Raw genomic sequence first — 23,573 nt, forward strand, 5'->3', positions numbered from 1 at the left:
CAGCCGCATCGAGCGGCGCGCTGCCGCGGCGGCTCGCCGGCGCGCGGCCAGCGGTACAGCCCCAATTACACGCGCGCCGCCTGCGCAATTCGACATACACTTGAGTAACGGTCGTCCGTCCCTATCTGGAAGGATGACGCATCGAGCAAGGAGCGGTTTCATGACGACGAAGGTACTGCTGATTGGCGCCACCGGCCGCACGGGCCAGGCCTGCGCGGATCTGCTGCTCAAGCAGCCGGAATTCGAGGTGACGGCGCTGGTGCGCCGGCACGGCTATGCGCTGCCGGGCGCGAAGGTCGTCGAGGCCGACCTGACGGGCGATTTCTCGCACGCGTTCCAGGGCATCACGCACGTGATCTACGCGGCCGGCTCGGCCGAAGCGGAAGGCCCGGCCGAAGAGGAGCAGGTCGATCGCGACGCGGTCGCGCGCGCCGCCGACTATGCGCTCGCCTGCAACGTGCAGAAGCTGGTGGTGATCAGCTCGCTGACCGCGTACTGGCCCGAGCGCAGCAGCGACGCCCTGCGCCATTACTCGCAGATGAAGCACGAGGGCGACGAGCGCGTGATCGCGTCGGGCATCGACTACGTGATCCTGCGCCCCGGCCCGCTCGCCGACGGCCCGGGCGTCGGCAAGATCGCGCTGGCCGAGGAGCCGCTCGACTCGCCGCCGCCCGTGTCGCGCCAGGACGTCGCCTGGGCCGCGATCGAAGCGATCAAGCTCGGCATTTCCCGCAAGGTGATCGGTTTCGTCGGCGGCAGCGTGCCGATCGAGCAGGCGCTGCGCGCGTAAAGCGCGCCGTGGCCGTGACCGGGTGCAGGCGGGCGCGCAGCCCGTCGCACCGGCGCCATGCGTCGTGGCCGGGTTTCGCATTGCATCGCGCGTTTCGCGCCGCCCGGACACGCGATTTCCTTCAACAGGCGCTCGCGCTCGCGTGCGGCCGCGACGTCGATTACCGCCGGCCCGCCGCGCCGCCGCACACCTTCGGCGCGATGCCTACTGCTTCGGATGAGCGTCGGCCCACGCCTTCACCGCCGCGAGCGTATTCTCGACGTGCTTGTCCGGCGACAGGCTCGTGTACTCGTAGAGCACCTTCCCTTCCGGCGAAATCACGTACGACACGCGGTTGGCGCGATCGAGCGCGGGCAGCTTCGCGTCGTATTCGCGGATGATCTTCGCGTCCGGATCGGCCGCGACCGGGAATTTGCTGCGGCACTCGCTCACCGAAAACTTCGTCAGCGTGTCGATGCTGTCCGCCGACACGCCGATCACCGTCGCGCCGTAAGCCTTGTAACGATCGACCGCGTCCGCGAACGCGTGCGCCTCGATCGTGCAGCCCTTCGTGAACGCGGCCGGGTAGAAATACAGCACCACCGGCCCGCGCTTGAGCGCATCGGCCAGCGTGTACGTGTACGTCTTGCCGCCCAGCGACGCCTGCGTCGTGAAATCCGGCGCCCGTTGGCCCGGTTTCAATTGTGCGTGCGCAACCAGCGCATGGCCGGCCACCAACGCCGCTGCCGCGGCGCCCACCAATAGTTTTCGCTTCATCTGCGTCCTCATTTCTTATAAAGTCGGCCTCGATGCAGGCCATGCCGGCGTTCGCCTGCCGAACACCGGAGGTACGACCCGGCGCGGCACGTAGTCTCAGCCCCGGCCGGCCGGTTAAAGATTTCGCGCAGGCTGCCGTTATTCCTTCCGGACAACCGGTTCCAGCCCTTCACGTCAGCGAGACACATGGAAGCCAACAGGAAACAGACGCCACTCAAGGGCTCCTGGCGCAACGCCTTGCATACGCTGCGCCGCTTTGCCTGGTCGGGCGGCGCGCTGATGCCTGCGCGCGCCGGCACGCCGCGGCGCGACGATACCGTGCGCGACTGGCTGGAACAGACGGTGGGCACGGTCGATTTCCTGGCGCACGTCGATCGCGAATTGCGCTTCCTGTACGTGTCCGACGCCAGCCTGCGCTTCATCGGCTATCACCGCGACTACCTGCACACGCTGACGCTGCGCGACCTGATCGCCGAACAGGATACCCCGGCGCTCGAAGCGCTGCTCGCCCGCGCCGCGCGCTCGGGCCAGGTCGAGAAGACGACGCTGTGCATCGTCAAGTCGCTCACCTACCCGCTCGACGTCGAGATCCGGGCGTTCAAGAGCCGCCACCACGGCGTCGACGGCTTCGCGATCGCCGCGTTCGACGTATCGGCGTGGCGCGCGCTGGAGGCGCGTCTCACCTACGAGATGCACCACGACCCGATGACGGGGCTCGACAACCTGTCCTCGCTCGTGCCGGCGCTGATGCGCGCGCAGCAGGCCGCCGACGAGTCGGGCACCTGCGCGGCGCTGCTGCTGCTCGACCTCGACGACTACCAGCGCATCAACCGCGCGCTCGGCTACGACGCCGGCGACGTGCTGCTGCGCGAGACGGCGAAGCGGCTGCAGGCGCTGATGTCGCCGGACGAACAGCTCGCACGCGTGGCGAGCGACAAGTTCGCGGTGGTGCTGACCGCCCCCGACCGCGCCCGCGCGAGCAGCGCCGCCGACGCGCTCGCGCGCCGGCTGCAGGCCGCGGTGCGCGAGCCCTACGTGCATCAGGGGCAGACGGTCCACCTGTCCGCGAGCATCGGCATCGCGCTGTACCCGGACGAACGCACGGCATCGCACCGCGCGCAGCATCACAGCCCGCTGCTGCGCCGTGCCGATCACGCGCTGTCGCTGGCGAAGGCGTCGGGCGGCAATGCGCTGTCGTTCCACGCGCCGGTCGACGATCCGGCCGACGCCGAGCGGCTCAAGCTCGAAGCCGACCTGTACGACGGCGTGCGCAACGGCGAATTCTCGCTGCACTTCCAGCCGATCACGCGCAGCCAGTCGGGCGCGGTGGTCGGCGTCGAGGCGCTGATCCGCTGGCGCCATCCGCTGCACGGTCTCGTGCCGCCGGTGACCTTCATTCCGCTCGCCGAATCCATCGGCCTGATCAACTATCTCGGCAACTGGGTGCTCAAGGCCGCGTGCATGCAGCTCGTCGCATGGGACCGCCAGGGGCTCCCGCTGCAGTACGTGGCGGTCAACGTGTCGCCGCAGCAGTTCCGCGACCCGCGCTTCACGCAGAGCGTGCGCGAGGCGATCGCGCTGACGGGCATCGACCCGCGGCGCATCGTGCTCGAGATCACCGAGAGCCTGCTGATGCACGACCCCGCGCAGGCCAAGGGCCTGCTCGAGGAGCTGACCGAACTGGGCATCCGCTTCGCGATCGACGATTTCGGCACCGGCTACTCGAGCCTCGCGTACCTGCAACGCTTCCCGCTCGCGAAGCTGAAGATCGACCGCAGCTTCGTCGAGAACCTGCTGACCTCGCGCAACGACCGCGCGATCGTATCGGCCGTGGTCGGCCTCGCGCAGACGCTCGATCTGGAGCTCGTCGCCGAAGGCGTCGAGACCGAGGCGCAGCGCGAGCTGCTGACCGAGATGGGCTGCAACCATATCCAGGGCTGGCTCGTGTGCCAGGCGCTGCCGTCCGAGGAACTCGCACGGCGCTTCGAGGCGCAGCAACTGCGCCTTCACGCCGCCTGACGCGCACGCCGAACTGGACAGATTCCCGTATGTCACTCACCGCACACCTGCCCCGCACAGCGCTGCTCGACAAGCTGTGGGCCCGGATGAACGAACGCGGCGACTTCCCGCTGCTGTCGGAATCGCTGCGCACGACGATGGCCGCGATGAAGAACGACGAGCTCGACTTCACCGCGCTCGTGCGCGTCGTGCTGTCCGATTTCGCGCTCACGCAGAAAGTGCTGCGGCTCGCGAATTCCGCCATGTACATGGCCTTCGGCGGCAACATCACGACCGTCACCCGAGCGCTGATGGTGCTCGGCATGGACACCGTCGGCCATCTGGTCGTCGGGCTGAAGCTGGTCGACCATTTCCACCAGAGCACGCCGCGTCGCATCGACGCGAAGCTCGAGCTGAACCGCGCGCTGCTGTCCGGCTGCGTCGCGCGCAAGCTGACCGAGCATGCGGAACTGCGCGGCGGCGAGGAAGCCGTCGTCTGCACGCTGATGCGCCAGGTCGGCAAGCTGCTGGTGGTCTGCTATCTCGACAGCGAATGGGACCGGATTCGGCGCCGCGCGGCCGAGCTGGACGGCGACGACGAACGCGCATGCGTCGACGTGCTGGGCGTCAGCTTCGAAGCGATCGGCCTCGAGGCGGCGGCCAGCTGGCGGCTGCCCGACGTGATCCGCGCCGGGATGGCCAATGGCGACGACGACGTCGAGCCCGACGAGATGGACGACGACGCCGACGACCTCGACGACGACCGCCGGTTCGCGCCGGACACGCGCGCCGACGAAGGCGAGGAGCGCGTGCGCTGGCTGCGCGCGGTGAGCCGCTGCTCGACCGACGTCGCCAGCGCGCTCACCACGCCCGCCGGCCCGCAGCGCGACGCGCACATCGCCGCGCTCGCGCAGCGCTACGGCGCGGCGCTCGACATCGAAGCCGACGCGCTGGTCGAAATCGCCGACCGGCTCGCACGCGAGGAAGCGAGCGACACCGTGATGCGCGAGATCGTCGAGCTGCGCGCGAATGCCGACGCGATCGCACGCGCGCAAGGCCAGCCCAAGGCGTGCATCGAAGCCGGCCTCGCGGACCTGCGCGCGCTGCCGTCCGAACACGTGCTCACGCCGGTGCTCGCGCTCGCTTCGGAAAGCCTGCTCGCGGGCCTCGCGTTCACGCGCACGGTGATGTTCGTACGCCGCGACGACGGCATCTTCGCCGCGCGCCTCGGCTTCGGCCCGGGCGTCGACGCGGCGCTCGACCGGCTGCAGTTCACCGAGCGCTTCGAGCCCGACGTCTTCCATCTGGCGATCACGAACTCGGTCGGCATCTTCATCGAACAGGCGCAGGACCCGAAGATGGCGAAGCGCCTGCCCGCGTGGTACGTCGACGCGCTGCCCGATGCGCGCGCCTTCGTGCTGCTGCCGGTGCGCGTCGGCACGACGAGCGTCGCGCTGCTGTACGGCGACTGGGCCGGCGCGCAGACCGCGCGCAAGATCACGCAGCAGGAGATGAGCGTGCTCAACGAACTCGCGCGCGAGCTCGCGCGGTTCTTTCCCACGCAGCCCACACCGGCGACGTGACGCGGGCACGGCGCCCGCAACGCGCCGCGCCCAAAAGCAAACCGGCCGCGAACGCGGCCGGCTGCATCGTGCGACGGATCGAAACGCTTACTTGAGCGTCACCGGCACGCTGAAGTATTTCTTCGCGAGCGTGTCGATCGTGCCGTCGGCCTTCAGCTCCTTGAGCGCCTGATCGAGCGCGGTCTTCAGCGCCGCGTCGTTCTTGCGCAGGCCGAAGCCGACGCCCGAGCCGAGAATCTCGGCATCGCTGACGGTGCCGCCCGCGAATGCGAAGCCCTGGCCTTGCGGCTTCGACAGGAAGCCCTTCGCGCCCGCTTCCGAATCCTGGAACGTCGCGTCGAGACGGCCCGACTTCAGGTCGGCGTATGCGAGGTCCTGGGTCTGGTACGGCACGACTTCGACGCCGGCCGGCGCCCACTTCTTCTTCGCGTAGGCTTCCTGGATCGTGCCCTGCAGCACGCCGACGCGCTTGCCCTTCAGCGCTTGCGGCGTCGGCAGCAGGCCGCTGCCCTGCTTCGCGATCAGCTGGTTCGGGATCGTGTAGATCGGATCGGTGAACGCGACCGCGTGCTTGCGCTGCTCGGTGATCGTCATGTCCGAGTTGATCGCGTCGAACTTGCGCGCCTGCAGCGCCGGAATCAGCCCGTCGAAGTCGTTCTCGACCCACACGCACTTGGTTTTCAGCTTCGCGCACACCGCGTTGCCGATGTCGATGTCGAAGCCGGTCAGCTTGCCGTCGGGCGTCTTGTATTCGAACGGCGCATACGAGGCCTCGACGCCGAACCGGATCTCCTTCAGATCCGCGGCCATCGCGCTGCCTGCCGCCACGACCGATGCTGCCACGACCGCGTGCGCGGCCAACTTACGCCAAACCAACTTCATCAGGTGTTCTCCTCGATACTCGAATGTTCCGGAACCACGGCGCATGCATCATGGCAGCGCCGGACCACTACCACCATCCCGATGCCGCGCGTTGATGCGGCGCAACAGCCGCAAGGCCGCGATTGTACCAATCCGCGCCGCCCGCGACGGCAAAGCGGCGGCGGCCGCGCGGTGCCGGCGAACGCGCAAGACGATGTCGCTGTCGCGCAAGCGCGACACGCGGACGCCGCCGTCGGTCACACGAGCGCGGCGAGCGTGTCGCGCGTCGTGTCGACGACCAGCAGCCCCGCGCGCAAGCCCGGCTTCACCGACGGATTCGGAAACACGATGCGCTCCTCGTCGTGCCTGACCGTGTAGCGGTAATCGCCGTCCTGCGCGAGCACGGTGCCGCGCGCGAACGCGGTGAAGTTCGCGACGTCGGGCGCGACGAACAGCTCGAGCGCGTCGCTGCGCTTCGTGATCTGGTCGATCACGGTGAACACGCGCGGCAGCGGCGCGTCGCCGCGGGCAGCGCCGGCGTCACCCTCGTCACCCACATCGCCGGCCGCGCGCGACACGAGCTGGCGTACCGCGCGGTCGGCCGCCGCGAAGCGCGACAGGTCGTTCTGCCCGAACGGGCGCACCTTGCCGAGCTCGAGCGTGCATGCGAGCGCGCCGCATTGCTCGGCCGTGAAATGCGAATACGTATTGCCCTTCGCGGTATGCAGCAGCACGGCCGCGATGCGCGCGTCGCCGAGCCATTCGATCATCGCGCGGGTCGGCGGCATGCCGGTGTGCGGCAGCAGCGCGAACTGCTCGAACACCGATGCGCGGATCGCCGTATGCATGTCGATGTGCCAGCGCGTGCCGCCGGCCGGCGCGGCCGCGAAGAACGCGGCGGCCGCCGCTTCGAGCTGCTGCGCACGCGGCGCCTCGCGGCTCGCCGGCAGTTGTGCGTGACGGCCGCCGAACAGGCGGTTCAGGTCGTCGTCGAGATAGCGCTTGCCCGCGCGCATCGCCGGCACGTTGCCGAGCACGACCAGCAGCCGGCAGCCGAGCGCGGCCCTGCCCGCCGCGAGATCGCGCACGAGCAGCGACAACAGCTCGATCGGCGCGGTCTCGTCGCCGTGCACACCGGCCGACACGAGCACGCTCGCGCGGGCCGCCGCGCCGGCCGCGGCCGGCTCGAGCGCGAGCAGGCCGTCGCCGAGCCAGCGCCAGCGCAGCGCGCCGCCCGCACACACGCCGTCGCGCTCGGCCGGCGTGCGGCCCGCGAGCGTGAACGCGAGGAAATCGTCGAGCAGCCCGGCAGCCGCCACGCGCGACTCAGCGCTGGAAGTCATACAGCGAGCCCACCCGCAGGATCTGCGTGAGTTCGTCGAGCGCCGTGCGCGATTCGTCGAGCAGCGCCGGATCGGCGAGGTCTTCCGGGGCGATACGGTCGCGATAGTGCGTGTCGATCCACGCGTCGAGCGACGCGAACAGCGTGTCGTTCATCCACACGTTCGACGTGACGGCCGCGCGCTCGGCCTCGGTCAGCACGACGCGCAGGCGCAGGCACGCCGGGCCGCCGCCGTTCTTCATGCTTTCGCGCAGGTCGAACACCAGCACGTCGCCAATCGGCCCGTTGGCCGCCGCGAGACGATCGAGATAGGCGGCCACGTTCGCGTTCTCGCGGCATTCCTGCGGCACGACGAGCACTTGCGAGCCGTCCGCGCGCGACAGCAGCTGGCTGTTGAACAGATACGACGTCACCGCGTCGTTCACGCTCACGGCCGCGTCGGGCACCTCGATCACGTTCAGCCGCGCGCCGCGCGCGTCGAGCGCGGCCGTCAGCGTGTCGTACACCGCCTGCTTGTTGACGAATGCACGCTCGTGCGTGAACAGCGTGTCGCGGTTGCCGACCGAAATCACGTCGTTGTGGAACACGCCCGCATCGATCACGTCCGGGTCCTGCTGCGCATAGACGGTCGCCGTTTCGTCGAGACCGTGGCGCTGCGCGACCGCGCGGCTCGCCTCGAACGTCTGCCGCGCCGGAAAGCGCTTCGGCTCCGGCCCGCGGCGATATTCGGCGCGGCCGTACACGAAGAACTCGACGCCCGGCTTGCCGTATGCCGCGCAAAAACGCGTATGGTTCGCCGCGCCTTCGTCGCCGAGCGCCGGCGTGCCCGTCAGCGCGTCGTGCACCACGAAGCGCGCGGGATCGGCGAACAGCGTCGACAGCGTGCGGCGCGTCGCCTCGTGTTCGATCGCGCGATGCAGCTTGCTGCACAGGTTGGCCGGCGTGAAGTGGACGCGGCCGTCGGCGGTGTCGGCCGACGGGCTGACGGTCGCCGCGTTCGCGGTCCACATCGCCGACGCCGAGCTCGCCGCGGCGAGCAGCTCGGGCGCCTGCTTCGCGGCCTTCGCGATCACGTCGGCGTCCTTGCCGGAGAAGCCGAGCTCGCGCAACAGGCGCAACGACGGCCGCTCCTGCGGCGGCAGCACGCCTTGCGCGAAGCCGAGATCGGCGAGCTGCTTCATCTTGCGCAGCCCCTGCTTCGCGGCTGCCTTCGGGTTCGCGGCCGACTTTTCGTTGTTGAGCGACGCCACGTTGCCGAACGACAGCCCGGCGTAGTTGTGGGTCGGGCCGACGAGTCCGTCGAAATTGGCTTCTTGTGCGTTCATCGTCGTTCCCTCGTTCAGAAGTGCAGGCCCGGCGACAGGCTCGCGGGCAAGCTCAGTTGCGTGCTTTCGACCGATGCCATCGGATAGGCGCAATAGTCGGCCGCGTAATACGCGCTCGGCCGGTGGTTGCCCGAGCGGCCGGTGCCGCCGAACGGCGCGGCCGACGATGCGCCGTTGGTCGGCCGGTTCCAGTTGACGATCCCAGCGCGGATCGTGCGGCGGAACTGCTCCCATGCGTGCGCGTCGTCGCTGAGCAGCCCGGCCGACAGGCCGAACGCCGTGTCGTTCGCGCGCTCGATCGCTTCGTCGAAGCGCGCGTAGCGCACGATTTGCGCGAGCGGGCCGAAGTGCTCCTCGTCGGGCAGGCGGGCGACGTCGGTCACGTCGATGATCGACGCGTTCACGAAGCCCAGGCGCGCATCGCGCTGCGTCATCTCGATGATCGGGCGGGCGCCCTGCTCGATCAGCCGCGCCTGCGCGTCGACCAGCTTCGCGGCCGCGCGCGCCGAGATCACCGCGCCCATGAACGGCTGCGGATCGGCGTCGAACACGTCGGCGGTGATTTTCGACGTGACGTCGACCAGGCGCGCGAGAAAGCGCTCGCCGTGCGCGCCCTGCGGCACGAAGATCCGCCGCGCGCAGGTGCAGCGCTGGCCGGCCGACAGGAACGCCGACTGGATCGTATGGTGCACGGCCGCGTCGATGTCCTCGACTGCGCCGATCACGAGCGGGTTGTTGCCGCCCATCTCGAGCGCCAGCACGATTTCCGGACGGCCGCCGAACTGCTTGTGCAGCAGCGTGCCGGTGTCCGAGCTGCCGGTGAAGAACAGGCCGTCGATCTGTCGATGGTTCGCAAGCGCGATGCCGGTGTCCTTCTCGCCTTGCACGAGGTTCAGCACGCCGGCCGGCAGCCCGGCTTCATGCCACACCTCGACCGTCGCGCGCGCCACGCCCGGCGCCAGCTCGGACGGCTTGAACACGACCGTGTTGCCCGCGATCAGCGCCGGCACGATGTGCCCGTTCGGCAAATGGCCGGGGAAGTTGTACGGGCCGAACACCGCGACGACGCCGTGCGGGCGATGGCGCAGCACCGCGACGCCGTCGGCCATGTCCTGGCGCTTCTCGCCGGTGCGTTCGTGGTAGGCCTGGATCGAGATGGCGACCTTCGCGGCCATCGCCGCGACCTCGGTGCGCGCTTCCCACAGCGGCTTGCCGGTCTCGCGGCCGATCGCGGCTGCGAGCGCTTCCTTGCGTTCGGTGAGCAGCGCCGCGAAGCGCTTGACGATCTCGCAGCGCGCGTCGAAGTCGAGCGCCGACCATCCGGCGAAGGCGCGGCGCGCGCTCGCGACCGCACGCTCGACGTCGGCCGCCGACGCACTGGCGCCTTGCCAGGCGATCGCGTCGGTGCCGGGGTTGCGCGAGGCGAACACGGGGCCCGAGCCTGCGACCCAGGCGCCGTCGATGAAGAGTTCCGTCATGATTCGTTTATCCCTGTTTGGCTTTGAGCGGCAGCACGCGGACCGGATCGCCGGCCTTCACGTCGAGCGCGGCGGCATCGTCGGCCGACAGCACGAACGATCCGTTCGCGACCACGCCCGGCGCGACGCCGACGCGGAAGTCGTGCAGCGACGTGTTCGACACCAGCGAGCGGCTCGCGTCGCCCAGCGCATCGGGCACGCCGATCGCAGCCGGCACGACCATGCTCTCGCGCACGGTGCGCAGGTCGTTGATGTGGCATTCGAGCACCGGGCCGGCATCGAAGATGTCCACGTGGTTCTGATAGCGCAGCCCTTCTGCTTCGAGCATCTTGCGGGCCGGCAGCGTGTCGCGGTGCGTGAGGCCGACCGCGTCCTGCGCGTCCTGCGGCAGCAGGTCGACGTACACGGGGTAGCGCGGCATCAGTTCCGCGAGGAACGACTTGCGGCCGTGCGAGCTCAGGTAATCGGCCGCGTTGAAGTCGATCTGGTAGAAGTGCGAGCCGACGGCGCGCCAGAACGGCGACGTGCCGTCCTCGTCGAAGTGCCCGCGCAGCTCCGCGCAGATGCGTTCCGGAAAGCGCTCGCGGAACTGCGCGATGAACATGAAGCGCGAGCGCGACAGCAGGCCGCCGACGCCGCCCGTGCGATAGCGCGGGCTCAGGAACAGCGAGCACACTTCCGCGTAGCCGGTCAGGTCGTGCGAGATGTTCAGCGCGTGCATGCGCGTCCACACGCCGAGCTCCTGGCTCGCATGCACGACGGTGCTCACGCGATAGTTGTAGAACGGCTGCTCGAGGCCGACCTGCGACTCGATCCCGCAGACGCCCGCGATGTCGCCCGTCGTCGAATCTTCCATCACGAAGAAGTAGCCGGCTTCGCCCGGTGCGGCGCGGCCGTCGAGCGTGCGGCGCGAGCGTTCGATGCGCGCGGCGAGCGCGTCGCGGTCGGGCTTGAACGTGGTCAGGCCCGGCCCGGTTTCCTGCGCGAGCGACACGAGCGCGTCGACGTCGCCCGTTTGTACGACCCGAACGACGATCATGCTGCGTCTCCCTTCATGTCTTCATCGTCGCGGCGATGCAGCGGCACGCAGCGCACGACATCGCCATCCTTCACACCGAGCGCCGCGCGCACGTCGGCGGCGAGCGGCGCGTCCGCGCCATGTGCGCCGGCCGCATCGGCCGCTTCGGCGGGCAGATCGGCCAGCACGCAGCGGAACGCTTCGCCGCTGCCGCTCGACACCATGTACGCGACGTCGCCCCGCTGATGCGCGGCTTCGCGCACGGTGCGCTCGGCGGCGAACTTCACGCAGGCGGTGCGGTCGACCTGCGCGGTGAGCACGGGGCCCGCGTCGAAGATGTCGACGAAGCGGTCGGGTTCGAAGCCTTCCTCGAGGTGGATGTCGTACGCGAGCAGCGCCGATTCGTTCGGCTCGCCGAGTACGCGCTGCGCGGCTTCGGGCAGCAGCGGCACGTACAGCGGATAGGCCGGCATCACTTCAGCGATGAAGGTTCGGCTGCGGCCGCCCGATGCGATGTCGACGTCGGTGAAGTCGCGGCCGAAGAACTTGCGGCCCACCGCTTCCCAGAACGGCGATGCGCCCGTCGCGTCGCTCACGCCGAGCAGCAGCGTGAACACTTCGGGCGTGAAGCGGCGGCGGTTCGCGGCGATGTACATCATTCGCGCTCGCGAGATCAGGTGCGCGGCAGCGTCGCCGCGCAGCGACGGATCGACGTAGAAGCCGGCGAGCCGGCTCTTGCCGGTGAGCTCGTGCGACATCGTGAGCGCATGGATCTTGCGGTTCACGTGCAGCTCGCGCGACGCATGGATCAACGCGTCGTTGCGGAACGCGTAGAACGGTTCCGAGTAGCCGGCCGCGGCGACGATGCTCGCCGTGCCGAGCAGCTTGCCGGTCGATGAATCCTCGAGCACGAACAGGTAGAACTCTTCGCCGGCGAAGTCGACGTCGGCGCGAAACGAGTCTTCGGAGAGCGCCACGCGCGCTTCGAGCGCTGCGCGGTCGTGCGGCAGCGAGTGCAGGACCGGCTGCGCGGTGCGCGCCATCTGCGCGAGCGCATCGAGATCCGTGAGTTTGCCGGGGCGGACAAATAGCATCGTCGTTCCTGTCTGCGGTGGGTGCGCCGCTCAGCGCGCGGTGGCTTCGTGGGCCGCGAGCACCTGCTCGACCGCCTTTTCGAAGCGCTTCACGCCTTCGTCGAGCAGGTCGAACGGGATCACCAGCGACGGCACGAAGCGCAGCACGTTCGGGCCGGCGATCAGCATGATGAGGCCGTTGTCGGCGGCCGCGTTGACGAAGTCCTTCGCGCGGCCGTCGAACGCCGCGGTCAGTTCCGCGCCGACCAGCAGGCCCTTGCCGCGGATGTCCTTGAAGATGCCGAAGCGTGCGTTGATGCGTTCCAGCGCGCCTTTCAGGCGCACGCTGCGTTCGCGCACGCCTTCGAGCAGCGCGGGCTCGGCGATCAGTTCGACGACCTTGTCGGCGATGGCCGACGCGAGCGGGTTGCCGCCGTAGGTGGTGCCGTGGACGCCGACCTTGAAGTGCGCGGCGAGTTCGTTGGTCGTCAGCATCGCGCCGATCGGGAAGCCGTTGCCGAGTGCTTTGGCGGTGGTGAGGATGTCGGGTGTGACGCCCGTATCCATGTACGCGTAGAAGTGGCCGGTGCGGCCGACGCCCGTTTGCACTTCGTCGAAGATCAGCAGTGCGTCGTTCGCATCGCATGCGTCGCGCAGGGCTTTCAGGAAGGCCGGATCGGCCGGGATCACGCCGCCTTCGCCCTGCACCGGCTCGACGATCACCGCGCAGGTTTGCGGGCCGATCGCGGCCTTGGCGGCTTCGATGTCGTTGAACGGCAGGTGTTTGATGCCGGCCGGGACGGGGCCGAAGCCTTCGGAGTATTTCGGCTGGCCGCCGACGCTGACCGTGAATAGCGTGCGGCCGTGGAACGACTGGACGAACGAGACGATTTCATATTTGTCGGCGCCGTGGCGATCGAATGCGACGCGGCGGGCGAGCTTGAGGGCGGCTTCGTTCGCTTCGGCGCCCGAGTTCGCGAAGAATGCGCGGTCGGCGAAGGTCAGCGATTCGAGGCGTTTCGCGAGACGCAGGACCGGTTCGTTCGTGTAGCCGTTGCCGATGTGCCAGAGCTTGCGGCCCTGTTCGTCGAGCACCTTCAGCAGTTCCGGATGGCCGTGGCCCAGCGACGTGACCGCGATGCCGCATGCGAAATCCACGTACTCGCGGCCGGCCGTGTCCCACACGCGCGAGCCCTCTGCACGGTCCGGCACGAACGGCGCGGGGGAGAATACCGGCACCATCACTTCGTCGAATGTCTGGCGGGTCACGGTCGAGGTCGTCATGGTCGTTCCTTTCGGGTTCGTAAGAGGGTTCAACAGGTTCAAGTTTAGGTAAGGGCTGCGCAAGCGTCTTGCGGAATTGCGACGGGTTCTATCGGAAGCGGTTTTGTCGGGCTGACTTGCTGGTGGCGTTGGCGTTGGCGTTGGCGTGAAATACCTGTGATCGTGTCGGTCTATTAGCGTCGCCCCTGCGCGGGGCGGCGGTTACTTTTCTTTGTCTTGCCAAAGAAAAGTAACCAAAAGAAAGGCGCTCAGATAACGCATGACCTCCCGGTGCCATGGCACCCGGAGTGGCCACCGCCTAAGTGTCCGCGCCAGACAGGAACCCGGAGTGGTTCGAGAAATAGTTCTGACATCACTCACCACACCACAGAGCGGTATACCGCCCGCCAGCTCCATCCTCGCTGCGCTCGGCTGAAGGTACTTCAACCGCAAAATCTGCGCCACGTGCGCGAGCTGGCCATGAAATAAGTGCTCCGGATCAATTAGCCCTTCACGATTACAACCGGACGATTTTCTCCGTGCTGGCGCGATGGGGAACCATTGCGGATACACGGATCGCTCACCTTGAAACCGGGGAGTTGCCCGTCGTCCGAGCGAAGCGAGGACGGAGCTAGCGGGCGGTATACCGCTCTGTGGTGTGGTGAGTGATGTCAGAACTATTCTCGAACCACTCCGGCTTCGTTACTGGCGCGGACACTTAGGCGGTGGCCACTCCGGTGACCATGGCACCGGGAGGTCACGCGTTATCTGAGCGCCTTTCTTTTGGTTACTTTTCTTTGGCAAGACAAAGAAAAGTAACCGCCGCCCCGCGCAGGGGCGACGCTAATAGACCGACACGATCACAGGTATTTCACGCCAACGCCAAGTCGCACGACAAAACCGCGCTAGCTAATCCCCATGACGCTCGACCAACGCCCCAGCCCGCGGCTCACTCCCACCCCCGGTCTGCTTCTCGAGCCACGCCCGCCGATCCTCCCGCGGCGTCACCCCAAACCGTTCGCGATAAGCATTGGAAAAATGCGCAGCAGAAGAAAACCCACAGGCGAGACTGACCTGCACGACCGACTTGCTGGTCCGCTGCAACTGCGTACGCGCCTTGAGCAACCGAAGATTGAGGTAATACTTCGACGGCATCGCCCCAAGATACTGCCGAAACAACCGCTCGAGCTGCCGCCGCGACACGCCCACCAACCCGGCAATCTCGTCGGTCGTGAGCGGATCCTCGATATTGGCCTCCATCAGCAACAACGCATCGTTGAGCCGCGGATGCCGCTCGCCGGGCGCAGTAACGAACGGAATCCGCTGCCGCTCCTCGCCGCTGCGCAGCGTGCCGGCGCCCAGCGCATCGGCAATCCGCTCCGCCAGATCGGCCCCATGCTCACGGCCGATCATCGCCAGCATGAAATCGACCGTCGCCTGCCCGCCCGCACAGGTCGCCCGATCACGATCGATCTCGAAGATCTGCTGCGTGACGATCGAACGCTCGAACTGCTCGGCAAACTGCTGATACGTCTCCCAGTTCACGCTCACGCGATACCCGGACAACTGCCCCGCCATCGCCAGCCACCACACGCCGTGGTGAATCCCGCTGACAACCGGCGTACGCTGCCCGACCCGCGCCAGGCTCGCGAGAAACAACCGATAGTCGGCGAACTGCTGAAACCGCTCCGATACGACGATCAGCCAGTCACACGCGATCGCATCGTTGAACGCCGCATCGGCATGCCAGTGCGCACCGCCGGCGAGCGGCACCGGCCGCCCGTCCCACGAACACACCTGCCACCGATACAACAGCCGCCCGTCGATCTCGTTCGCGAGATTCAACGCATCGACGATCGGCCCCACACCCGACATCGACACGGGCGGCAACGCAACGATCGCCACCTGCGTCGTGCGGGTGGCGCCTGCGGGACGAGACACCGGGACCACGATGAAAACCGCCCGTCGCGTTACTTGAGACTGCCCGACAGGAACTGCTTCAGACGCTCGCTCTGCGGACGCACCAGCACTTCCTTCGGATCGCCCTGCTCCTCGGTCCGCCCCTGATGCAGGAACATCACGTGGTTCGACACGTTGCGCGCAAAACCCATCTCGTGCGTGACGACGATCATCGTGCGCCCCTCCTCGGCGAGCTTCTGCATCACCTTCAGCACCTCGCCGACGAGCTCCGGATCGAGCGCCGAAGTCGGCTCGTCGAACAGCATCACGTCCGGATGCATCGCGAGCGCCCGCGCGATCGCGACGCGCTGCTGCTGGCCGCCCGACAGATGCGACGGATACTGCTTCTCGACGCGCGGCGGCAGACCAACCTTCTCCAGATACTCGCGCGCACGCTCCTCGGCCTCTTTCTTCGTGATGCCGAGCACATGCACCGGCGCTTCCATCACGTTCTCGAGCACGTTCATGTGCGCCCACAGATTGAAGTGCTGGAACACCATCGCCAGCTTCGTGCGGATGCGCTGCAACTGCTTGTGATCGGCAACTTCCAGCGCGCCGGCACGGTCGGTCTTGGTACGCACGGTCTCGCCGTCGACGACGATCTGCCCCGCGTTCGGCCGCTCGAGAAAATTGATGCAGCGCAGGAACGTGCTCTTGCCCGAACCGCTCGCGCCGATGATGCTGATGACGTCGCCGGCCTTCGCGTTCAGCGACACGCCCTTGAGCACCTCGTTATCGCCATAGCGCTTGTGAATGTCGACCGCGGCAAGCTTGACGGAAGCGGACGCGCTCGTTTGAGTGATCTCGGCCAACTGGCTCTCCTCGAAGTGAAATCAATGACGTCCGGCCGCGAGATACGCGAGCCAGTGGCGCTCCGCCCGGCGAAATGCCGCGACGAGTGCGAACGATACCGCAAGATAGATCAGCGCGGCGAGGCCGAACGACTGGAACGCCATGTAGGTCGCGGAATTGGCGTCGCGCGCGACTTTCAGAATGTCCGGCACGGTCGCGGTGAACGCGACGGTGGTCGCGTGCAGCATCAGGATCACCTCGTTGCTGTACAGCGGCAGCGCACGCCGCAGCGCCGACGGCACGATCACGCGCCGGTACATCGTGAACGGCGACATCCCGTATGCGCGCGCAGCCTCGACCTCGCCGTGCGGAATCGCACGGATCGCGCCGGCGAAGATCTCCGTCGTGTACGCACACGTGTTCAGCGCGAACGCAAGAATCGCGCAGTTGAAGCCGCTGCGGAAAAACGCGTCGAGCAGCGAATGCGAACGCACGAACTCGAGGCTGTACATGCCCGTGTACATCAGCAGCAACTGCACGTAGAGCGGCGTGCCGCGAAACACGTACGTGTAGAGGCGCACCGGCGTCGACACCCAGCGCTTCTTCGACACGCGCGCAACGGCGAGCGGCACCGCGCACACGAAGCCGAGCGAAATCGACGCGACCAGCAACCACAACGTCACCGCGAGGCCGGACAGCCGCTGGCCATCCCAGTAAAGAAACGCCTGGCCGAATTCCTGGAGAATCTCGATCATAGTTCTGCGTGCCGCACGCCCATGGAATAACGCTTCTCGAGCTGGATCAGCACGAGATTGGAAACGGTCGTGATCGCAAGATAGATCAGCGCCGCAACGAGAATGAAGAAGAACATGTTGAACGTGCTCTTGCCGGCGTCCTGCGCGGCCTTCACGACGTCCGCGAGGCCGATGATCGACACCAGTGCGGTCGCCTTCACGAGCACCTGCCAGTTGTTGCCGATGCCCGGCAGTGCGAAGCGCATCATCTGCGGAAACATGATCCGCGCGAACACGCGCGCGCCGCTCATCCCGTAGGCCGCGCCCGCTTCGAGCTGACCGCGCGGCACCGACAGGAACGCGCCGCGGAACGTCTCGGTGAAGTACGCACCGTAGATGAAGCCGAGCGTCAGCACGCCGGCGACGAACGGATCGATGTCGATCTGGTCCCAGCCCAGCAGGTCGGTGAACTGGTTCAGCCAGATCTGAATGCTGTAGAACAGCAGCAGCATCAGGACGAGATCGGGCACCGAGCGGATCAGCGTCGTATAGCCGGTCGCGATCGCTCGCAGCACCCGGTTGTGCGACAGCTTCGCCACCGCGCCGATCAGCCCCAGCGCCACCGCGGTGGCGAGCGACAGAACCGACAGCTCGATGGTCTGCACGGTGCCGGCCCACAGGACGGGACCAAAGCCGTAAAGGAACACGCGCGTCTCCAGTGTTGACAGGGTTACCGGCGCGCATACCTGTCCCACGCCGGGCTGACGCGGATAGTCGCAAGCGAAAATATTTGTCTCAAATCACCTCGTCCGCCATTGCTGCGTCGCAGCAAACGATGCGGCGATTTGAACGCGCGGGCTACGGCGCTGTTTCAAAAGGAAAAAAGCCGCTCCCTGACAGTCGTACAACACGCAGGGAAGCGGCTTTTTTGCAATTTTCCGGTCGCTTTTTCGATATCGCGACGCGCCGGGAGTCAGCGCCCCTTCAGGATGTCGGAGCGCGAAGTCGTGTAGACGAGCCCGTCCGGGCCGAAATGGACGTTGAAGAACGCGTCGGTGTTCACGCCGTCCTCGAGCCAGCGCCAGCTCCATACCGTCTCGGGCTTGAGCGGATACTGCGCGACGTCGCCCGGCTTGCCGAGCAGGCGCCGCACCTCGTCCTCGTTCATGCCGGGGCGCACCTTCGCGAAATTCTCGGCGGTGAGCACCTGGGTCGCGCCGACGTAATGGCCGCTCGCGTCGAGATCGACGAACCAGGTCTGGTTGCCCATCGGCCCGCGCGGATATTCGAGGCGTTTCGAGCCGTCGGTGAACATGCGCTCGGTGTCGGGCTTGCCCATCGTCTCGCGCACGTCGGCCTCGGTCGACACGCCGACCTTCAGCCCCTTGAGCAGCAGCGGCGCCGGCTTGATCGCGGTGAAGAAATCCCTGATGCGTTGCACGTCGAGATCGCCCTTGTCGTTGCAGCCGGACAGCGCGAGTGCGGCAGCCAGCAGCGTCACGGGAAACAGCCGGAAACGAAAGATCATCGGAAGAATTGCGCGTCGAGAAAACACGCGGCAAGCATACCCGCGCCGCGCCAAAAGCGCGAGACGGGCCGCGCGGCCCGTCACCCGTTCAATGGGTCGATTCGGTCCGACGCTCGCGCTCGCCGCGCAGCGGCTGCGCGACGCGCGCGGCGGCCGGGATCGCGGCGATCCGGCCGCGCGTGCGCACGAGCTCGGCCAGCTGCCACGAGCCGAGCGCGAGACAGCCGAACAGCACCTCACGGCCGCGCTTGACCAGCGCGAGCGATAGCGCGCTCTCGCGATCGACGCCGAACATCTGCGCGAGCAGCACGACGGTGGCCTCCTGCACGCCGAGGCCGCCCGGCACCATGAACGCCGCATGGCGCACGGCCTGCGTCATCGCCTCGATCGCGACCGCGCCGCCGATCGACACCGGATGACCGAGCAGCGCGAGCGCCCAGTAGATTTCGAGCGCACCGAGCACGTAGCCGGCCAGCTGCCAGAAGAACGCGCTGAACAGCAGCGCGGTGCGCGACATCAGCGCATCGATGTCGCGATCGAGCCGCCGGCCGTCGACGCCCTGCAGCAAGCGGTGCGAATCGCCGAGCAAACGCCCGGCGAAGCGCTCGATCGCGTGGAAGACGCCGCCGCGGCGCATCAGCACGACGCCGAGCACCGGCAACGGCAGCGTCAGCACCAGCGCGAGGCCGATCGTGCCGCCGCCCATGTCGTGCGTGGTCGCCAGCAGCAGCACGAGGCCGAGCGCCGCGAACGCATACTGGACGACGATCGTCACCAGCACCTCGACGATCACCGATGCGGTCACGCGGCTCGCGTCGGCCACCTGCCAGCGCGCGAGCCGGATGCCGACCAGCTCGCCGCCGATGCCGACGACCGGCAGCAGGCGGTTCACCGCCTCGCGCACGGTCGCGATCCACCACAGGAACGGCAGCGTCGCGCGACGGTCGAGCAGCTGATGCCACGCGTACGCGTCGAGCAGCAGCGGCAGCGCGTGAAACGGCACGAGCCACAGCAGCGCGAAGCCGGCGCGCTCGATCATCCGCGACACGTCGCCGATCCCCTCGTGCAGGCCCAGCGCGAGCAGGATCCCGATGCCGATCGGCCAGCCGAGCCATTTGATCCACTTGGTCACGACGGCTGCGCTCCCGCTTCGCGCGCGTGCTGCGCGCCACGCCGCGCCGCGCGCTGACCGAACACGTCGGCGAACCCGCCGGTCGCGACGCCGGCCGCCTTCAGCGCAGCCGCGACGCGCGGCGACAGCAGCGCGTCGAGCTCGTCGGCCGGACGGTAATCGGCCATCGTCGGCGTGATCGGGCCGTCGCCGGCTTCGGCCGGATGGCAGTAGATCTCGCCGACACCGGGCGACAGCGCGGCGAGCGCGTCGAGCAGCACGCGCTCGTCCATGGCGCCCGTATGCTCGATGCCGACCACGTAATCATTGTGCGCGAGCCCCGCGCGGTCGAGCCGCGCGCGCACCAGCGCGATCCACGGCTTGAGCAGCGCGCTCGCGCTCGCTTCGTACGGCAGCCGCACGGCGCGCAGCCCGTAGTCGCGACCGATGTCGATGATCATCGACAGCACGGTCGGATGCAGATGGAAATGCTTGTGCGCGTTCACGTGGTCGAGCGGCAGGCCGCTCGCCGCGAACGCCTCGAACTGAGCGCGGATCTCGCGGCGCAGCTGCGCGCGCACGTGCGGCAGGAAGAAGAAGCGGCAGCCGTCCTTCGCCATCGCGTCGCCGAAGCGCCCGTCGCGGCCGACGAGCGCCGGTATCTCATGCGCGGGCAGCGTGGCCGGCCCGTCCGCGAGCACCAGATGCAGACCGACCGCGAGCGACGGCAGCCGCCGCGCGCGCTCGATCGCATCCTGCGCGGCGCTCGCGCCGACCATCAGGCTCGCGGCGTTGAGCACGCCGTCGCGATGCGCGCGCTCGACCGCCGCGTTCACGCGCGGATGCAGCCCGAAGTCGTCCGCGGTGAAGATCAGCGCCCGCGCCGCCCGCTGCGTCGTCACGAATCAGGCCTCGTGCGCGCGCAGGAAGCGGAAGAACTCCACGCCTTCGCGCAGACGGCGCTTCATCATGTCCCAGCTCGTCAGCATCTCGCGGACGATTTCCCAGATCTTCGACGGACGGAAATAGAACTCGCGATAGAACTGCTCGAGATGGTGATAGATCTCGTCGCGCGACAGGTGCGGATAGCCGATCGCGGCCAGCTGCACGCCTTCCTTGCTGACCAGGTTGATCGTCTTGTTCTCTTCCATCCAGCCGTTCTCGACGGCCTGCTTGTACAGCGTCGTGCCCGGATACGGCGCGGCGAGCGACACCTGGATCGTGTGCGGGTTGATTTCCTTCGCGTACTCGATCGTCTTCTTGATGGTTTCCGGCGTCTCGCCCGGCAGGCCGAGGATGAAGGTGCCGTGGATCTTGATGCCGAGCTTCTTGCAGTCCGCGCTGAAGCGGCGCGCGAAATCGGTGCGCACGCCCTTCTTGATGTTCACGAGGATCTGGTCGTCGCCGGATTCGAAGCCGACCAGCAGCAGGCGCAGGCCGTTTTCCTTCATGATCTTCAGCGACTTGTACGGCACGTTCGCCTTCGCGTTGCACGACCACGTCATGCCGAGCTTGCCCAGGCCGATCGCGATCGCTTCGGCGCGCGGCAGGTCGTCGGTGAAGGTATCGTCGTCGAACATCAGTTCCTTCACTTCCGGCATGTTGTCGCGGATCCACTTCGCTTCGGCGAGCACGTTCTCGACCGAGCGCGTGCGATAGCGATGGCCGCTGACCGTCTGCGGCCACAGGCAGAACGTGCAGCGCGACTTGCAGCCGCGACCCGTGTAGATCGACACGTACGGATAGTTCAGGTAGCCGATGAAGTAGTTGTCGATCTTCAGGTCGCGCTTGTAGATGGGCGCGACGAACGGCAGCTCGTCCATGTTCTCGAGGATCGGACGCGCTTCGTTGTGCTCGATCGAGCCGTCCTTCGCGCGCCAGCTCAAGCCCTTGATCTCCGGGAACGGCTTGCCTTCGGCGATTTCCTTGCAGGTGTAGTCGAATTCCTCGCGGCACACGAAGTCGATCGCGTCGCTCGCCGTCAGCGAATTGTGCGGATCGACCATCACCTTCGCGCCGACCATGCCGACCAGCAGCGACGGCTTCATCTTCTTCAGGTCCTGCGCGAACATCGCGTCGGTCGGGAACGACGGCGTGCTCGTGTGGATGATCACGAGATCGTAGTCGTTGGCGATCTTCAGCGTCTCCTCGACCGACAGGCCGTCGGCCGGCGCGTCGACGACGCGGCTGCCCGGCACGAGCGCGGCCGGCTGCGCGAGCCAGGTCGGGTACCAGAAGGAACGGATTTCGCGCTTCGCCTGATAGCGCGAGCCGGCTCCGCCGTCGAAGCCATCGTACGAAGGGGCCTGCAAGAACAGCGTTTTCATGAATGCTCCGGTAGCCTGCATAATTCGATTCGTTTCAACGATTCAGTTTCAATCAACCGCGGGCCGCGCTGTGGGCGCCCGCCTCTGTCATGTCGCGTCGCGCGGCGTGGCCGCGCGGCGCGTCTCGGCCCTCGGGCCGGATTCGCTCGGGAGCGGGCGCGCGGCCGGCTCCCCCAACATGCTCGTCAGCAGCCGTCGCCGCCTTCCACCGCCGGCGCGCGCTCGCCGCCGACCACCGTCATCCGCGCGCCGCGCCACACGACCTGCGAGCCGTACGCGGCCGCCAGCCATTCGAGCGCGAGCAGCGTGTCGCGTACCGCCACGAGTGGAAGGTCGCGCCAGAACGCACTCCAGCCGTCCTCGCCGCGCGCATGCAGCACGAGCCGCCCGAACGCACCGACGATGGCCGCGCCGCCCGCGAGCGTGCCCGCGACGGTGCCGTCCAGCCGCAGCGCGAGCGCCGCGCCGATCGCGAGCCACGGCACGGTGAACGTGATGAACAGGAACGCGAAGCCCATCGGGTTCAGCGACCGGATCGTGCGCAGCCAGCGCGTCTCGCGATGCCACAGCGGGCCGAACGACGGCTCGATCACGTCGGTCGCGACGTCGACCTCGGACAACACGGTGCGCCGCCCGAGGCGGCGCGGCAGCTCGGCGAGCCAGAAGTCGTCGGCGAGCTCGTCCTTCAGCGCGAGAAAACCGCCGATCCGATCGAGCGTATCGCGCGTGACGGCGAGCGTCGCGCCGAACCCGAAGCGGCTCGAGCGGCCCAGGTGCGTGATCCGCACCGACGGCGCGAACCACGCGTCGACGAACTGCGCGCCGATCCGCGTCCAGAAGCCGCCGACGCTGCGCGCATGATACAGGCACGTGACGACGCCGACCGACGGATCGGCGAGCGGCGCCGTCACGCGCTCCAGATAATCGGGCTGCACCGCGATGTCGCTGTCCGCGATCACGATGCGGCCGTACTTCGCCCGCTCGGCCAGGTTGATCAGGTTGCTGACCTTCAGATTCTTGCCGTGCACGCGCGCGTCGATCACGAGCGTGATGTCGCATTCCGGGTAGTCGGCACGCAGCCGCTCGACCACCGCGATCGCCGGATCGGACGCCGACGCGACGCCGAACAGCACTTCATGGCGCGGGTGGCGCTGTTCGCAGAAGGTCGCGAGGTTCTCGTACAGATGCGGCTCCGCGCCGCACAGCGGCTTGAGCACGCTGACCGGCTCGAAGCCGTCGCGCGCGGCGGTGCGCGGCGTGCGCGGCGCCGGCGCGAAGGCCGCGACGAGCGCATAGCCGGCCGCGGCGAGCGTGAAGGCGACCAGCAGCCAGTCGAGCAGCGTGACGGTCGGCATCATGCGGCATGCCTCCCGGCACCGCGGGCGGCACGTCGATCGTTCGAACCGGGTTGAACGTGATGGGGTATTACGACAGCGACGAACGCGGGCACGACCCGACTCCTTGTTCCAGCAGCGTCTGTATGAGGGGCGGCACGGCTCGCCCCGAAAGCGGCCATGCCCGGCTTCGCGCGGCCGCCCCCTCACGCGAAACCCGGAACGGGATGCGGGAAGACTCGAATGGCTGGCATCGGCAAAACATGGACAGGCGCAGGATTTTAGCAGCCCGCGCACCGTC

At 67.8% G+C, this 23,573-nt stretch carries 20 protein-coding genes; 3 read left to right on the forward strand and 17 right to left on the reverse strand.

The window, feature by feature from the left end:
• Positions 1–160: 160 nt before the first annotated feature.
• On the forward strand, positions 161–790 hold the full coding sequence (locus MBR110_RS11755) for an SDR family oxidoreductase (RefSeq protein WP_014722761.1): 630 nt from the start codon (positions 161–163) through the stop codon (positions 788–790).
• Positions 791–994: 204 nt separating this feature from the next.
• On the opposite strand, the gene MBR110_RS11760 is transcribed toward MBR110_RS11755, so the two are convergent.
• On the reverse strand, positions 995–1,546 hold the full coding sequence (locus MBR110_RS11760) for a peroxiredoxin (RefSeq protein WP_059735213.1): 552 nt from the start codon (positions 1,544–1,546) through the stop codon (positions 995–997).
• 279 nt (positions 1,547–1,825) lie between these two features.
• On the opposite strand from MBR110_RS11760, the gene cdpA reads away from it, so the two are divergent.
• Both cdpA and MBR110_RS11770 read left to right on the forward strand, forming a co-directional pair.
• Complete coding sequence (gene cdpA, locus MBR110_RS11765) at positions 1,826–3,565, forward strand: cyclic di-GMP phosphodiesterase CdpA (RefSeq protein ID WP_196798246.1); 1,740 nt, start codon at positions 1,826–1,828, stop codon at positions 3,563–3,565.
• Between the two features lie 29 nt (positions 3,566–3,594).
• Positions 3,595–5,127, forward strand: a complete 1,533-nt coding sequence (locus tag MBR110_RS11770; protein WP_059460882.1) for an HDOD domain-containing protein — start codon at positions 3,595–3,597, stop codon at positions 5,125–5,127.
• Positions 5,128–5,214: 87 nt separating this feature from the next.
• Here MBR110_RS11770 and MBR110_RS11775 read toward each other — a convergent pair whose 3' ends face one another.
• From MBR110_RS11775 to hpnI, 16 genes are all read right to left on the reverse strand, one after another.
• Complete coding sequence (locus MBR110_RS11775) at positions 5,215–6,009, reverse strand: ABC transporter substrate-binding protein (RefSeq protein WP_011884036.1); 795 nt, start codon at positions 6,007–6,009, stop codon at positions 5,215–5,217.
• A 236-nt stretch (positions 6,010–6,245) separates the two neighbouring features.
• The gene (gene astE / locus MBR110_RS11780) at positions 6,246–7,331 is read right to left on the reverse strand and encodes a succinylglutamate desuccinylase (protein WP_408913003.1); all 1,086 of its coding nucleotides are present in this window, start codon (positions 7,329–7,331) and stop codon (positions 6,246–6,248) included.
• On the reverse strand, positions 7,315–8,655 hold the full coding sequence (gene astB / locus MBR110_RS11785) for an N-succinylarginine dihydrolase (protein WP_034194196.1): 1,341 nt from the start codon (positions 8,653–8,655) through the stop codon (positions 7,315–7,317). Before astB ends, astE begins: the two co-directional genes overlap by 17 nt.
• Positions 8,656–8,669: 14 nt before the next feature.
• Positions 8,670–10,133 carry a succinylglutamate-semialdehyde dehydrogenase gene (astD, locus tag MBR110_RS11790; RefSeq protein ID WP_011884026.1) on the reverse strand — a complete coding sequence of 488 codons (1,464 nt, stop codon included), beginning with the start codon at positions 10,131–10,133 and terminating at the stop codon, positions 8,670–8,672.
• 7 nt (positions 10,134–10,140) lie between these two features.
• Positions 10,141–11,172, reverse strand: coding sequence for an arginine N-succinyltransferase (gene astA / locus MBR110_RS11795; RefSeq protein WP_059735215.1), 1,032 nt, complete (start codon positions 11,170–11,172; stop codon positions 10,141–10,143).
• Positions 11,169–12,245 (reverse strand): arginine/ornithine succinyltransferase subunit alpha, encoded by a 1,077-nt coding sequence (gene aruF / locus MBR110_RS11800; RefSeq protein ID WP_011884024.1) that lies wholly within the window; start codon positions 12,243–12,245, stop codon positions 11,169–11,171. The genes astA and aruF overlap by 4 nt, the downstream gene beginning before the upstream one ends.
• 30 nt (positions 12,246–12,275) lie before the next feature.
• Positions 12,276–13,508 carry an aspartate aminotransferase family protein gene (locus tag MBR110_RS11805; RefSeq protein WP_011884023.1) on the reverse strand — a complete coding sequence of 411 codons (1,233 nt, stop codon included), beginning with the start codon at positions 13,506–13,508 and terminating at the stop codon, positions 12,276–12,278.
• Positions 13,509–14,396: 888 nt separating this feature from the next.
• Complete coding sequence (locus MBR110_RS11810; protein WP_011884021.1) at positions 14,397–15,437, reverse strand: GlxA family transcriptional regulator; 1,041 nt, start codon at positions 15,435–15,437, stop codon at positions 14,397–14,399.
• 20 nt (positions 15,438–15,457) lie between these two features.
• Complete coding sequence (locus tag MBR110_RS11815; protein WP_011884020.1) at positions 15,458–16,258, reverse strand: ABC transporter ATP-binding protein; 801 nt, start codon at positions 16,256–16,258, stop codon at positions 15,458–15,460.
• A gap of 21 nt (positions 16,259–16,279) precedes the next feature.
• A complete protein-coding gene (locus MBR110_RS11820; protein ID WP_011884019.1) occupies positions 16,280–16,993 on the reverse strand; it encodes an ABC transporter permease in 714 nt (237 codons plus the stop codon).
• Positions 16,990–17,679 (reverse strand): ABC transporter permease, encoded by a 690-nt coding sequence (locus MBR110_RS11825; RefSeq protein WP_011884017.1) that lies wholly within the window; start codon positions 17,677–17,679, stop codon positions 16,990–16,992. The genes MBR110_RS11820 and MBR110_RS11825 overlap by 4 nt, the downstream gene beginning before the upstream one ends.
• Before the next feature lie 266 nt (positions 17,680–17,945).
• Positions 17,946–18,500, reverse strand: a complete 555-nt coding sequence (locus tag MBR110_RS11830; RefSeq protein ID WP_011884016.1) for a hypothetical protein — start codon at positions 18,498–18,500, stop codon at positions 17,946–17,948.
• 88 nt (positions 18,501–18,588) lie between these two features.
• Positions 18,589–19,632 carry a lysylphosphatidylglycerol synthase domain-containing protein gene (locus tag MBR110_RS11835; protein WP_034194202.1) on the reverse strand — a complete coding sequence of 348 codons (1,044 nt, stop codon included), beginning with the start codon at positions 19,630–19,632 and terminating at the stop codon, positions 18,589–18,591.
• Positions 19,629–20,513, reverse strand: coding sequence for a hopanoid biosynthesis-associated protein HpnK (gene hpnK / locus MBR110_RS11840; RefSeq protein WP_059623532.1), 885 nt, complete (start codon positions 20,511–20,513; stop codon positions 19,629–19,631). The genes MBR110_RS11835 and hpnK overlap by 4 nt, the downstream gene beginning before the upstream one ends.
• Before the next feature lie 3 nt (positions 20,514–20,516).
• On the reverse strand, positions 20,517–21,962 hold the full coding sequence (hpnJ, locus tag MBR110_RS11845) for a hopanoid biosynthesis associated radical SAM protein HpnJ (protein ID WP_306306641.1): 1,446 nt from the start codon (positions 21,960–21,962) through the stop codon (positions 20,517–20,519).
• Positions 21,963–22,123: 161 nt separating this feature from the next.
• Positions 22,124–23,296 (reverse strand): bacteriohopanetetrol glucosamine biosynthesis glycosyltransferase HpnI, encoded by a 1,173-nt coding sequence (gene hpnI / locus MBR110_RS11850; protein ID WP_014722750.1) that lies wholly within the window; start codon positions 23,294–23,296, stop codon positions 22,124–22,126.
• Positions 23,297–23,573 lie beyond the last annotated feature (277 nt).

The sequence above is a fragment of the Burkholderia sp. MBR-1 genome (assembly GCF_013822785.1).
GTDB classification, from domain to species: domain Bacteria; phylum Pseudomonadota; class Gammaproteobacteria; order Burkholderiales; family Burkholderiaceae; genus Burkholderia; species Burkholderia vietnamiensis.